Raw genomic sequence first — 14,365 nt, 5'->3', positions numbered from 1 at the left:
TCAAATACATAATTTAATAGTGTAAAAAAGAGATGAAAGTGGGTTTAATTAGCTAATGTTTCATCTTTAAACAAAACTTCTTGTCTAAAAGGCAGTACAGCATAAGCTGTTAATGTAGCTAAACCAATAATGTAGAAAATACGTGTTGGATAATAAAAGGCATCCATATCCAGATAATATGTAATGAATGCAAATAAATCTGAGATGATTAATGAAAATATAAAATACATACTAGTAGTAGACTGTATGGAGTTATACCTAAAATTATAATTACCTACTATAATAAGTAAGATAAGTAATACTAAGGCATAAGAGAAATATAAGTATTTATGGAATACATCTTGTAAGGTTAAAGACATGAGATCTATAAGTTCGTAAAACATTACTGCACAAAATATTATTACAATAGAGTAAGCTAATAATGCTTTTTTACTTTCCATTTCTAGCTTGAATTTTGGTACCAAATGCAATGCAATAAAGAAATAGCCCAAGGTCCTTATAATAGACGTTAGATTATTGTATAGAAGCTGATTGTAATTCATGACACAAAAATCTGACACAAAAAACAATAGCATGGCGATGGCTAATTTCTTTTTTCGATAGCCTTTAAACAGCACAAATACAACAAGATATAAAAAAGTATTAATTACTCTTAAAGGTTCAATATAGTCCATAGTAAGATATTTAATAAAAAAAATATTTATTAAAATCAAGACAGTTGTTAGTATGGCTATGCTTATTTTTTTAGAGAGCATATTTGCTTTTAGAATATCTAAAGTAATGAAACTACTTTTAAATTAATCTTTTTAGGCTTATTTTAATTAAAAAAAAAGCGAAAGATAACCTTCGCTTTTTTTTTAAAATCATATATTTTGAAAGTAAATTAACCACATTTTGAAGAGCCACAATCTTTACAGGTTAAGCAACCTTCTTGGTAAATTAAATTTTCTGAATTACAATTACTACACGTCTGTCCTTTTGCTTGTGTTCCATCGGCAACAAATCGTTTTAAGGCTCTAACTACACCATTTTTCCAAGTGTTTATAGATTCACTATCTAATTGTAAACTATTAATTAAGTCTACAATCTTATCTATAGGCATTCCATGACGCAGTGTACTTGAAATTAATTTTGCATAATTCCAGAATTCTGGATTGAATTTATGAGACAATCCTTCGATAGTGGTTTTATAACCTCTTTTGTTATGATATTGAAAGTCGTAACGACGCGTACCATCTTCATTTCTATTCTTAATGATTAGACCTTCGTTTACCCAACGCGGAATGATCATTCCATCTTCATCATCTGTTAATCCTGTAAAGACTTCGTAAGGCTTACCATCTATTTTACCAATAAAAGCAATCCATTTTTCTTTATTATTTTGGAAACGTACAACATCTGCTTCAAGCACTTGCGGACGTTTAGTTGGGAATGTTGTTAATACATCTGTAGTAGCTTCTTCTTCTTTCTTTTCGTCGTTAGAAATTAAAACTCCAGAACGTGAACCATCACGATAAACCGTTACTCCTTTACAACCAACTTCCCAAGCTTTTAAATATAACTGCCCTACTAATTCTTCTGTAGCATCATTTGGCAAGTTAATGGTAACACTAATAGAATGGTCTACCCATTTTTGTACAGCACCTTGCATAGACACTTTACTTAACCAATCTACATCGTTAGACGTCGCTTTATGGTAAGGCGACTTTGCAATTAACTCGTTTATTTCGTCTTGAGAATAATTTTTAGATAAATCGAATCCATTCACATTCATCCATTCTTTAAAACGGTGGTGGAATACCACATATTCTTCCCAAGAATCTCCAACTTCATCTACAAAATCTATACGAACATTTTTATCGTTCGGGTTAACTTTACGTCTACGTTTGTAAACTGGCATAAATACAGGCTCTATCCCAGAACTTGTTTGCGTCATTAAACTTGTTGTTCCTGTTGGCGCAATAGTTAATAAAGCAATATTACGACGTCCGTATTCTAGCATATCGTAATACAACTTACTATCTGCTTCTTTTAAACGATTAATAAACGGATTGTTTTTTTCTAACTCAGAATCGTAAACACCAAATGCTCCACGATCTTTCGCTGTATATACAGAAGCTCTATAAGCTTCTATTGCTAATTTTTTATGTACTTCTACAGAGAACGCATTTCCTTCTTCACTACCGTATTGAATACCTAAAGCTGCTAACATATCGCCTTCTGCAGTAATACCAATACCTGTTCTACGTCCTTCTTCTGCTTTATTTTTAATATTTTGCCAAAGTTGTCTTTCTGTTGCTTTAACAACATCTAATTCTGGATCGGCATCAATTTTAGCTAAAATACCATCGATTTTTTCTAATTCTAAATCAATAATATCATCCATAATGCGCTGTGCTACGGCAATATGCTTACTAAATTTACCGAAATTAAAAGATGCCTCTTTAGTAAATGGTGAATCTACATAAGAGAATAAGTTAATAGCTAACAAACGACAAGAATCGTATGGGCATAATGGAATTTCTCCACATGGGTTTGTAGAAACCGTTTTGTATCCGAAATCTGAATAACAATCTGGAACAGACTCATTAATTATAGTATCCCAAAATAAAATTCCTGGTTCTGCTGATTTCCATGCATTATGTACAATTTTTTTCCAAATACCATTTGCCTGAATTGTTCTAGTAAACTTTGGCTGCTTGCTGAAAATTGGATATTTCTGAGTGTACTCACTGTTTAATTTCACAGCTTTCATAAACTCATCATCAATACGTACAGATACATTAGCACCGGTTACTTTACCTTGCTCTAATTTAGCATCTATAAAATCTTCTGAATCTGGATGATTTACAGAAACCGATAACATTAATGCCCCTCGTCTACCATCTTGAGCCACTTCTCTAGTAGAATTAGAATAACGCTCCATGAATGGTACAATTCCAGTAGATGTTAATGCTGAATTTTTTACCGGAGAGCCTTTTGGACGAATGTGAGATAAATCGTGACCTACACCTCCACGACGTTTCATTAATTGTACTTGCTCTTGGTCTATTTTCATGATACCTCCATAAGAATCTGAATCGCCACTATTTCCAATTACAAAACAGTTAGAAAGTGATGCAATTTGAAACGGATTACCAATTCCTGCCATTGGACTTCCTTGAGGGACTATATATTTAAAATCTTTAATTAAATCAAAAATTTCATCTTCAGACAATGGATTAGGGTAACGCACTTCTATTCTAGCAATTTCTTTTGCTATTCTGCGGTGCATATCGTTAGGTGTTAACTCGTAAATATTTCCGTCAGAATCTTTAAGCGCATATTTGTTTAACCAAACTCTTGCAGCAAGGTCGTCGCCTTTAAAGTATTTTAATGAAGCTTCAAATGCTTCGTCTTGTGTATAGGTTTTTTGAGGAATAGGTAAGGAATCTACATTCATTGTCTTGATAAATTAAAGGTTGTTACTAGAATAATTTTCAGACTACAAATATAGGTAAGAATTTGAAATAATCTACATTAAAATTATTTCAAAGTTTTCATTAAAAATACGTAAAATTCTTGTTTTCAATGATTTATCAATTTATCAACATTAAATAGTTAACAAATAATTTAATTTATTTTTTTAATCAAAATTTAAAAATCGACAACAAAACCAATACCTAAAAGCTGTTTCCACTGCACTTTAGCACCAGATTCTCCGTACTCTTCGGCATCTTCATCGATAACCACTAGCGTCTTAACATCATTGTCATATTTAAGCAAAGAGCCAAAAGAAGCATTAATAAAGTTATTAACTTTAAAATCTATTAACAACTCCCAGTTCACATCAATATTACCAAAACTATTTAAATAATCTGTATAGAAATTGGCAGTACTTTTTAACAATACATTTTTAGCGACATCTACCTCATAGTAATTTGTTATTAATATTCCAAGCTCTTGTCTTACCTTTTCACCTGGAACAACAATATTACCATCGTCGTCGTACTCTGCTGGATCTACACCAAACGATCCTGCATTGGCTAAATCATCATCTAAAACGTAAGTAGATTTAAATGTTAACGGAGATAAGTATATAGATAATTTTTTTATGTCTTTACCATATTCCATTCCGCCCCCAAAAAACAAATATCCTGGTGCCATAAATTTTGAAATGGGATTAGAAGTGTCCGGATACGAATAACCATTCGCAAATTGTGTTGAAAACGTTAATCGTCCTGAATAATACCATTTAGATGATCCAGAACGTTTATATCCCACAGAGGAACTGATTTCTAATAAATCGTTTGTCTTTTTTAATACTTCACTTTCTTGCTGGTTAATACCGTAACTCGCGTTTAAAGCACTAGTCCATACAAAATCTTCATAAGAATATTCTAAAGAAGACTTACCACTAACGATAGCCGAAATAGAATTACTACCCCCAGAGCTCCAATTTACAAAAGCAACCTCGTTTAAATCTAAGGTTCCTTTATTGGTATTTACCCATTTAGGCGTTGGTGTTTCAACAATACGTTTTTTCTGAATATACAAAGAGTCAGGTTGCGCAATTGAAAATTGGGCAATGAAAGCAAAAAGAAAAAAAATATTATATCTCATAGTAATACACACGATAGTTACCTAAACGCAATTAGTTATTCATATTCAAACTCACCAAATTCACTTTTAATAGATAATCGTTTTGTTTCTGATGGTTCCACTCTACCAATTATTTTCGCATCGACATTAAAGGACTTAGAAATTGCAATAATATCTTCTGCAACTTCTGGAGACACATAAAGTTCCATGCGATGACCACAGTTAAAGACTTGATACATTTCCTTCCATTCGGTCTTAGACTGTTCTTGGATCAGTTTAAATAACGGTGGAATTGGAAATAAATTATCTTTAATGATATGAAATTGATCTACAAAATGTAAAATCTTAGTCTGCGCTCCACCAGAGCAGTGCACCATACCATGAATATCTGTTTTATTATACTTAGATAAAATTGCTTTTATTATTGGCGCATAAGTTCTTGTTGGAGACAATACTAACTTACCAGCATCTAACGGTGCACCTTCAACCACATCTGTAAGTTTCATTTGTCCAGAATACACCAAATCGCTTGGCACAGCAGCATCAAAACTTTCTGGAAATTTTTCAGCTAGATAATTATGAAACACATCGTGTCTTGCAGATGTTAATCCATTACTTCCCATACCGCCATTATATTCCTTTTCGTAAGTAGCCTGACCAAAAGACTCTAAACCAACAATAACATCTCCTGCTTTAATATTAGCATTATCAATTACATCTTCACGCTTCATTCTTGCTGTTACTGTAGAGTCTACAATAATCGTTCTTACTAAATCACCAACATCTGCAGTTTCTCCTCCCGTAGAATGAATTGTCACTCCAAAAGACTTTAAATCTGCAATTAACTCTTCAGTTCCATTAATAATCGCAGAAAGCACTTCGCCAGTAATTAGGTTTTTATTACGTCCTATAGTCGAAGACAACATAATATTATCTGTAGCACCTACACATAATAAATCGTCTATGTTCATTATTAATGCATCTTGAGCGATACCTTTCCAAACCGAAACATCACCAGTTTCTTTCCAATACATATAAGCCAAAGCACTTTTAGTACCCGCACCATCGGCATGCATAATTAAACAGTATGCATCGTCTTGAGACAAATAATCTGGCACTATTTTACAGAATGCCTTAGGAAACAATCCTTTATCAATATTTTTTATGGCGTTATGAACATCTGATTTTGAAGCTGAAACTCCTCGTTGCGCATATCGCTTACTGACTTCTTGACTCATATGAATTTTAGGTTGAAAAAATGATTTACAAAAGTAAGCATTGTAAATTAGTTTTTCAGAATATTTTAGAGGAAAATAGAGGGCAAAAAAAATATCTTCAAACACCTATTAACGAATAAATGATTGAAGATATATGATTTAAATTTTACGTGTTCACTGTTCTGAGCTTAGTTTAAATTAGCTACAAGTGAATTTTTCATCTGCACCGATTGCTCTTTAATTGTCTCATTCCTAACACTTTGCTCTTGCGAATCATTGTCCGCTTGAGAAAAAACTAGAGTAGCAACTAATAGCAACAGCACACTTACAAAGAGCTGTTTCATAATTAAATTGTATAGATTAATAGCGTGACAAATATATCAAAAAAGTTCCACCACTAATACGTAATCTATATCATTTTAAAGTCTTTTCGACAACTCACATTTTTGTTAGACAAAACGCAATAATTAGTCAAATAACTACGTATTAATTGTAAGATTTTTCTTTCTAAAAATTACCGTTAATCGTATTTATCTATAAAAAAATTGCTTTTAAAACTGAAATCAAAGCTATTAAAACTCCAAAAACAAGCTAAAATAAAAAAAGCTGTCTACAGCCAGCTTTAGGCGATTAATGCAGGCTATTGCTTAGTTTGTAAACAAAAGCTCTCTATATTTTGTAAGCGGCCAGAGCTCATCATCGACCAATAATTCTAATTTATCACAATGATATCTTATATCTGCAAACATTGGGTTTACCTTGTAAGCATAAGCTAACGCTTTAGTTTCAATGTTTTCTTCATGATTAGCAGCTCTTCGTTCTTCTGTCATTTTATCGACTTTAGAATTTATAGATTCTATATGGCTAGAAATTTCTTCTATTAAACGGAGTTGCTCTTTAGCTACAGTCTTAAAGGTTGCACCATATATTTCTTTTAACCCTTTTACATTCTCTATTAAAGTGTTCTGATATTTTACAGCAGTTGGTACAACTCTACTTTTAGTAATATCTCCTAAAACACGACCTTCTATTTGAATACGATGTACGTAATCTTCCATTTCTATCTCGTAACGTGCTTCAGACTCTATCTTATTCATAACTCCTAAACCTTCAAATAAGTCTATTACTTTTTTAGACACTCTAACTTTTAAGGCTTCAGGCGTTGTTTTATTATTACTTAATCCGCGCTTTTCTGCTTCTTTCTCCCAAGCTTCTCCGTAACCATTACCTTCAAAAAGAATATTTTTAGACTTTTTAATATATTCACGCAATACATTAAAAACAGCATCATCCTTTTTCATGTCCTTTTTATCTATAAGGACATCGACTTCTGCTTTAAAATCTATAAGCTGTTTAGCGACTATAGAATTTAAAACCGTCATCGGATTAGCACAATTGGCTTTAGAACCTACTGCTCTAAACTCGAACTTATTACCTGTAAATGCAAATGGAGACGTTCTATTCCTATCTGTATTATCTAGCATAATTTCAGGAATTTTTCCAACAACATTTAACTTGAGCTCTGTTTTTTCTTCAGGCGATAATTTACCACTAGTAACATTTTTAAGCTCACTTAACACTTTGGTTAATTGATTCCCTATAAATACTGAAATTATAGCCGGAGGCGCCTCGTTTGCACCTAACCTATGGTCGTTACTGGCAGATGCTATTGCGGCACGAAGCAATTCTTCATTATCATGTACTGCTTTAATTGTATTTATAAAAAAGGTAAGAAATTGCAGGTTGCTCATTGGTGTTTTTCCAGGTGCAAGTAAATTAACACCTGTATCTGTACTTAAACTCCAATTGTTATGCTTACCAGACCCGTTAACACCAGCAAATGGTTTTTCGTGAAATAAAACCTTAAAATGATGACGTTCAGCAGTCTTATGCATTAAGTCCATTAATAACGAATTATGGTCTACAGCAAGATTGGCTTCTTCAAAAATTGGAGCGAGCTCAAATTGATTAGGAGCGACTTCATTATGACGAGTTTTCACCGGAATCCCTAACAACATGCACTCATGTTCTAAGTCGCGCATAAAAGACATCGCTCTATTTGGTATGGTCCCAAAATAATGATCGTCTAACTGCTGCCCTTTTGCCGAAGAATGTCCTAACAACGTACGTCCAGTAGCAACAATATCTGGGCGAGACGCAACTAAAGCCTTGTCTATTAAAAAGTATTCCTGCTCCCAACCTAAAGATGCATTTACCTTTTTTACATTCTTATCAAAATATTTACACACGGCAACTGCAGCACTATCTATAGCTTGTAAAGCTCTTAAAAGTGGCGTTTTATAATCCAAAGCTTCACCTGTGTACGACACAAAAACGGTTGGAATACACAAAGTGGTACCATAAATAAAAGCAGGAGATGTAGGATCCCAAGCTGTGTAACCACGTGCTTCAAACATATTTCTGATCCCGCCATTAGGAAAACTAGATGCATCAGGTTCTTGTTGTACCAATTCACCTCCTCCAAATTTTTCTATAGACGCTCCTTCTCCTATAGTTTCAAAAAAGGCATCATGTTTTTCAGCAGTTGCACCAGTTAAAGGCTGAAACCAGTGCGTATAATGGGTTGCTCCCTTAGAAATAGCCCACTCTTTCATGCCTGTAGAAATATGGTCTGCAACCAAGCGATCAATCTTAGATCCTTTTACGATAGCATCCATAACTTCATTAAACGCAGACTTCGTTAAGTACTGACGCATAGTAGATTCGTTAAAAACATTTGCTCCAAAAATACTAGAACGGCGTTCTTTTTCTTCTATGTAAATAGGTACACGTTCTAGCGTTTGTTTTAAAGCATGAAATCGTAATTCTGCCATTTCGTTTAATTTTTTTACAAATATAGAAATTCCACCTCGTCTTATTCGTTAAAAAACAAATACCCCTAAAAAAGATAGGGTTTAACTAATAATTTCACAAAAATTTTGAATAGACCCCACTATTTTGTCAGGTTATCGAAAAATAATTTATATTTGTTAGTGACATTAATAACTATTACTTAATAAAAATTATGGCCAAGATTAAATTAGAGTACCTTTGGTTAGACGGGTACTTTCCAACTCAGAACTTGAGAAGTAAAACAAAAGTAGAAGAACATGAAGATTTTAAAGGAACTTTAGAAGAGATAGGAAACTGGTCTTTTGATGGGTCTTCAACTAGACAAGCCGAAGGAGGGTCTTCTGACTGCTTATTGGTCCCTGTTGCTATTTACCCAGATCCAGATCGTATTAACGGTTACTTAGTGATGACTGAGGTTATGAATGCTGATGGAACTGCTCACGTTTCTAACGGAAGAGCTACAATTGATGACGACAATGATGATTTCTGGTTCGGTTTTGAACAAGAATATTTTATAATGGATACTAGAACACAACTTCCTTTAGGTTTCCCTATTGGTGGTTATCCTGCACCGCAAGGTATGTACTACTGTTCTGTTGGTGGTAAAAACACACACGGAAGAGGTTTAGTTGAAGAGCATGCAGATTTATGTATCGAAGCAGGTTTAAACTTTGAAGGAATTAACCAAGAAGTTGCTTGTGGACAATGGGAATTCCAATTATTCGCTAAAGGTGCTAAAAAAGCTGGAGACGAAATTTGGATCGCAAGATATTTATTAGACCGTTTAACTGAAAAGTATGGTTACTATATTGACTATCACCCAAAACCTTTAGGTAAAGATATGGACTGGAACGGTTCTGGTATGCACGCTAACTTCTCTAACACAACATTAAGAACTTGTGGAAGTAAAGAAACTTATGCTGCTATTTGTGAATCTTTCAGACCTTACGTAAAAGAACACATCGCTGTTTACGGTGAGTTTAACGACCAACGTTTAACTGGTTTACACGAAACTGCTGCTATTACAGATTTCTCTTGGGGAGTTTCAGATAGAGGAGCTTCAATCCGTATTCCTTTAATCGCTGTAGAAAAAGGATACAAAGGATGGTTAGAAGATAGACGTCCAGCTTCAAACGCAGATCCATATAAGATTGCTGCTAGAATTATTACTACAGTTAAATCTGCAAAAGTTTAATTTTTAAGTTAATTTATATTTACAAAAAACCGTTTAGAATTATTTCTAAACGGTTTTTTTTATGTGCAGAACTCTGCTTGTATTTTTAAATGTAATTGATGTATATTATTTACATACACAACACCGATTTACTTATAATGATAATTAGATTATTAGAGTCCACTTAAACTTTAGATTAACAAATAAGAATTCCCTTTATAGTAACTGCACATAAGAAGCATACAAAATATACTACACACTTATTAAATGCATTATTTTTTAATTATAAAGCGATTAGCCACACCATTACTCTGCGAACGTAGACACAATAAACACCACATACGCTACAAAAATTATAGCGCCTTTATAACGACCTAACACAAATTGTTTTGGAATAAATACTAATGGAATAAGCGCTGCAGAGAACCCCAACATCCAAAAAATATCTGAAGTCAATAATTCTGGACTCATCACTTTTATAGGTTCAATCATTGCAGTTAAACCAAGCACACATGCAATATTAAAAATATTAGATCCTATTAGATTCCCTAGAGATATAGCTTTTTCCTTTTTAAGCGCTGCAATAACAGATGCAGCTAATTCTGGAACACTTGTACCAATGGCAACCATAGTTACAGAAATAACACGTTCGCTCACTCCTAAAGATGTTGCTAGATCTATCGCTCCTAAGACTAACCACTCACTACCAAAATACAATGCAGCAGCGCCTATTAGCAACCATAAAATCATTTTAAAATTAGAGGTCTGTTCTAAAGTATCATCTACTTCATCTACAGCTAAATCGTCTTTGGCAGAATTTCGTATTAAAACCACTAAGAATATTACAAGTGAAGAAAAAAGTGCTATACCTTCCCAAAAATCTAGTAGCAATCCACTTCTTAAAAAGAAATACAACACTACAGATAAAAGCATCATGACTGGCCAGTTCAGTTTATAAAAACCACGATCTACCGTAAGCGGAGAGATAATAGCGGTTATACCTAACACCAAGCCTATATTGGCAATATTAGAGCCTATTACATTTCCTAAGGCAATATCTGGCGCACCATCTAACGCAGCTTGTAAACTCACCAAAAGCTCAGGAGCAGAAGTCGCAAAAGACACCACCGTCATCCCTATTACTAATTTTGAGATTTTTAATTTAAAAGATAATGCTACAGATGCTCGCACTAAAAATTCACCGCCAACAACCAACAACAACAATCCTAAAATAACCCAAACTATACTCATAATGCAATTTATTTTACGCGAATATACTACAGAAAAAACAAATACTTTAAGGCTTTTAAAATTTCAATTAAAATAATCTTAAAGTTTAAAACTAATAAAATCGTTATAAAACTATAAATATAGTTTTGAAACTACTAAAATAGTTATATATTTGAATCAGTTATAAATGACAACAATTTACACCATGCAGAAACTAACAAATAAAGAGGAAGAAATCATGCATATTTTATGGAAGCTGGAGAAAGCTTTTGTAAAAGATGTTTTAGAAGAAATTACAGAAAACAAGCCTCACTATAACACCCTTTCTACAATTATTAGACATCTAGAAGAAAAAGGATATGTTGGCTACACTGCTTATGGAAAAACACACCAATACTACCCTATTATAACTAAAGAAGCCTACAGAAAACGTTTTATGAATTCGGCTATTGAAAACTATTTCAATAACTCGTACAAAAATGTAGTTTCCTTTTTTGCTAACGAACAAAAAATAAGTGTCGAAGAGTTAAAAGAAATAATTAACGTCATTGAAAAAAATAATTAAGCATGGACTATTTTCTTAAAGCTAGTGCTGTAATAACCATATTTTACGTGGTCTATATGTTTTGGTTACAAAAGGAAACCTTTTTTAATAGTAACCGTTGGTTTTTATTAGCTGGATTAATGGTTTCGGCTATTCTTCCTTTAATAATTATACCCATTTATATAGATCGAGCTCCAATAACATATCAATTTACAACAACATCTACAGTAAATGTTTCAACAGCACAAACCTCATTCTCTTGGTTAGAATTAGGGACTATATTATATAGTTTGGGTGTCTTATTTTTTCTGATAAAATTTATCATTGAATTGTTTTCATTAAAAATATTTATTTCTAAACTAAACATCAATAAACAACACGGCTATAGTATGGCAGTGACCACCAATGAAATTTCACCTTTCTCCTTTTTTAAATACATTGTTTATAACCCTAATCATTTTACAGAAACAGAACTCACTCATATAATAAATCATGAAAAAATTCATGCCTCTCAATTCCACTCCATAGATATCTTAGTATCAAAACTTGCTACAGTTTTCTTTTGGTGCAATCCTATTATTTGGCTTTATAAAAAAGCTCTTATTCAGAATTTAGAATTTCTTGCAGATCAGTCAGCAATGCAGCACGCACCAACATCTAAAGTCTATCAAAAACTACTATTAAAAACGACAGTACCTATACAGCAATTGGCACTCACTACTAATTTTTACAATTCATTAATCAAGAAACGAATACTCATGTTAAACACTTCAAAATCAAAAACCATTCATACGTTTAAGTATGCCGTAATTATCCCAGCTTTAGTCCTTTTTATGATGAGTTTTAATACCAAAACAGTTTATAACACCATCCAAAGCGAATCTTCTCTTCAAGCTACTAACGAAAGTGAATTAGTGACCATAATTTCAAAAGACAATACCGACGAGTATTTAGAATCGTTAGTTGAATCTTTTAAAAGTAAAGATGTTATCTTAAAGATTAAAAACGTGAAGCGCAATGCAGCAAACGAAATTATAAGTATTACAATAGATGCAAAATCTAAAAACAGCGAAATAACATATAAAAAAGACTCGGATTCCCCTATTTCAGCCATTAAAATCACACTTAATATCGATGAAAAAACCTTAGGAATTAGTGCAGAGAAAACCAATTCAGACATCGTATTTACCGCAAGTAAAAATGCTTCAAAGGTAGACACAAATAATAAAGATGCCTTTATTGTACAAACAAGCGACGGATCCAGTATTACTCTTAAAAAACTTAATGAAGACCTGTCAGATAGTAACGTCATGTATATTAGTGAAGATGGAAAAAGAACCCATGTTACTACGCGAAGTACTCGAACTGTTGTAGAAGAAACTCAAGAAACCTACGAAACAAACAGTCCCGATGAGCAAGATAAAAACACTACAGTAGTTCAGGAAAACTCCACGGCAACAGTTACGTCGAATAATGCAAAATCTATATTATACTTTTTAGATGATAAAAAAATAACTCCAGAAGAAATGAAAGCTATAGACCCAGAAACGATTGCTGAAGTAAATGTTCTCAAAGATCAGCTGACTATAGATAAATATGGTGATGATGCAAAGGATGGTGTAATAAAAATTATACTAAAAAAGGATTCTGATAACATTGAAACATCTACTCAATCAAAAAATACAGAAACAAATAAACCAACCAACTTTCTAATTTTCATAGATGGCGTAGACAAAACTGGAACACCGTTAAACGATATTAATCCAGATACTATAGAAAGTATGAATGTTCTAAGGGGAAATGCTGCAACTGAAAAATACGGAGATAAAGCAAAAGAAGGGGTTATAGAATTAACACTCAAAAAAGACTAATACCCATATTTACATGAAACATATCATCTTACTAATTTTTGCAGCCTATAGTGTTGTCATGGGCGCACAAGAAGCAAGCATTAAAAAACCAGACTACGTTATTATAGCGAATGACCAAATTATTACAAAGGAACAATTAAATGAATATGCAAAAGAGGGCTATATTAAAGCCATAAACAAAGGTGTTTCTGAAGAAACTAGAAATGAATTTGCGACTAAATTTGGAGACAAGATTGGAGATAGAGCATTTATAATTACCATTGATTTATTTACTGAAGAAGAAAAGGAAGCTAACCAAAATAAACTAAAAACAGAGAAAAAACCTGATACCACAATAGCGAAAGACACTGGATTAATACTAAAAGTTAACGATGCTGCCCAGGATTTTGAAGTAAAAATGCTTACTGGAGAAACCATAAAACTATCCGATTTAAAGGGCAAGGTTGTACTCTTAAACTTTTGGGCCACTTGGTGTGCACCTTGTTTAATGGAATTTTATGAGATGCCAGGCAAAATTCTAAAACCCTTTGAAGATAAAGATTTTGTTTTCCTTCCTATTTCACGTGGTGAAGCCGAAACTATTGTTTCTAAAAAAATGCTTCAATTGAAAGAAAAAGGTATTGATTTTAATGTGGGTTTAGATCCTGACAAAACTATTTGGAATCAATATGCGACAAAATTCATTCCTAAAAACTTCATCATTGATAAAGATGGGATCATTCAATATGTTTCAACAGGAAATTATGAAGGTAGTGTAGACACTATAGCTAAAGAGATAGAAAAATTATTAACAGATTAATTCCTGTAATCTAAATACTATATTTAACATCCGCTTGCATCTTGTAAGGCGGATGTTTTCTTTTACAGAAAATAGTATTAAACCTCTGCAAAACTG

The 14,365-nt window shown here is 32.9% G+C and carries 10 protein-coding genes; 4 read left to right on the top strand and 6 right to left on the bottom strand.

Features of this window, described 5'->3' with window-relative positions; translation table 11 throughout:
* Positions 1-44: 44 nt before the first annotated feature.
* From AST99_RS10170 to AST99_RS10150, 5 genes are all read right to left on the bottom strand, one after another.
* Entirely contained in the window at positions 45-674 is a 630-nt protein-coding gene (locus AST99_RS10170; protein WP_057781731.1) for a hypothetical protein, read from the bottom strand.
* A 209-nt stretch (positions 675-883) separates the two neighbouring features.
* The gene (locus tag AST99_RS10165) at positions 884-3,442 is read right to left on the bottom strand and encodes an adenosylcobalamin-dependent ribonucleoside-diphosphate reductase (protein ID WP_057781730.1); all 2,559 of its coding nucleotides are present in this window, start codon (positions 3,440-3,442) and stop codon (positions 884-886) included.
* A gap of 194 nt (positions 3,443-3,636) precedes the next feature.
* Positions 3,637-4,602, bottom strand: coding sequence for a DUF3078 domain-containing protein (locus tag AST99_RS10160; protein ID WP_057781729.1), 966 nt, complete (start codon positions 4,600-4,602; stop codon positions 3,637-3,639).
* Between the two features lie 35 nt (positions 4,603-4,637).
* A complete protein-coding gene (locus tag AST99_RS10155; protein ID WP_057781728.1) occupies positions 4,638-5,819 on the bottom strand; it encodes an AIR synthase related protein in 1,182 nt (393 codons plus the stop codon).
* A 626-nt stretch (positions 5,820-6,445) separates the two neighbouring features.
* A complete protein-coding gene (locus tag AST99_RS10150) occupies positions 6,446-8,632 on the bottom strand; it encodes a glutamine synthetase III family protein (RefSeq protein WP_057781727.1) in 2,187 nt (728 codons plus the stop codon).
* A gap of 191 nt (positions 8,633-8,823) precedes the next feature.
* On the opposite strand from AST99_RS10150, the gene AST99_RS10145 reads away from it, so the two are divergent.
* Positions 8,824-9,846: a glutamine synthetase beta-grasp domain-containing protein gene (locus AST99_RS10145; protein WP_057781726.1), complete on the top strand. Its 1,023-nt coding sequence runs from the start codon at positions 8,824-8,826 to the stop codon at positions 9,844-9,846.
* A 285-nt stretch (positions 9,847-10,131) separates the two neighbouring features.
* Here the strand turns inward: AST99_RS10145 and AST99_RS10140 are convergent, their stop codons facing one another.
* Positions 10,132-11,076: a calcium/sodium antiporter gene (locus AST99_RS10140; RefSeq protein WP_057781725.1), complete on the bottom strand. Its 945-nt coding sequence runs from the start codon at positions 11,074-11,076 to the stop codon at positions 10,132-10,134.
* 184 nt (positions 11,077-11,260) lie between these two features.
* Between AST99_RS10140 and AST99_RS10135 the strand changes: the two genes are divergently transcribed.
* The 3 genes from AST99_RS10135 to AST99_RS18940 are packed head-to-tail and all read left to right on the top strand — an operon-like array spanning position 11,261 to position 14,269.
* Complete coding sequence (locus AST99_RS10135; RefSeq protein ID WP_057781745.1) at positions 11,261-11,620, top strand: BlaI/MecI/CopY family transcriptional regulator; 360 nt, start codon at positions 11,261-11,263, stop codon at positions 11,618-11,620.
* A 2-nt stretch (positions 11,621-11,622) separates the two neighbouring features.
* Positions 11,623-13,470, top strand: coding sequence for a M56 family metallopeptidase (locus AST99_RS10130; protein WP_057781724.1), 1,848 nt, complete (start codon positions 11,623-11,625; stop codon positions 13,468-13,470).
* A gap of 13 nt (positions 13,471-13,483) precedes the next feature.
* The gene (locus tag AST99_RS18940) at positions 13,484-14,269 is read left to right on the top strand and encodes a TlpA family protein disulfide reductase (RefSeq protein ID WP_083495661.1); all 786 of its coding nucleotides are present in this window, start codon (positions 13,484-13,486) and stop codon (positions 14,267-14,269) included.
* The last annotated feature ends 96 nt before the right edge of the window (positions 14,270-14,365 follow it).

Origin of the sequence: Formosa algae, assembly GCF_001439665.1 — a bacterium.
Classification (GTDB): domain Bacteria; phylum Bacteroidota; class Bacteroidia; order Flavobacteriales; family Flavobacteriaceae; genus Formosa; species Formosa algae.
Note: the sequence above shows the minus strand (reverse complement) of the source record. Positions and strands in the feature narration are given on the sequence as shown.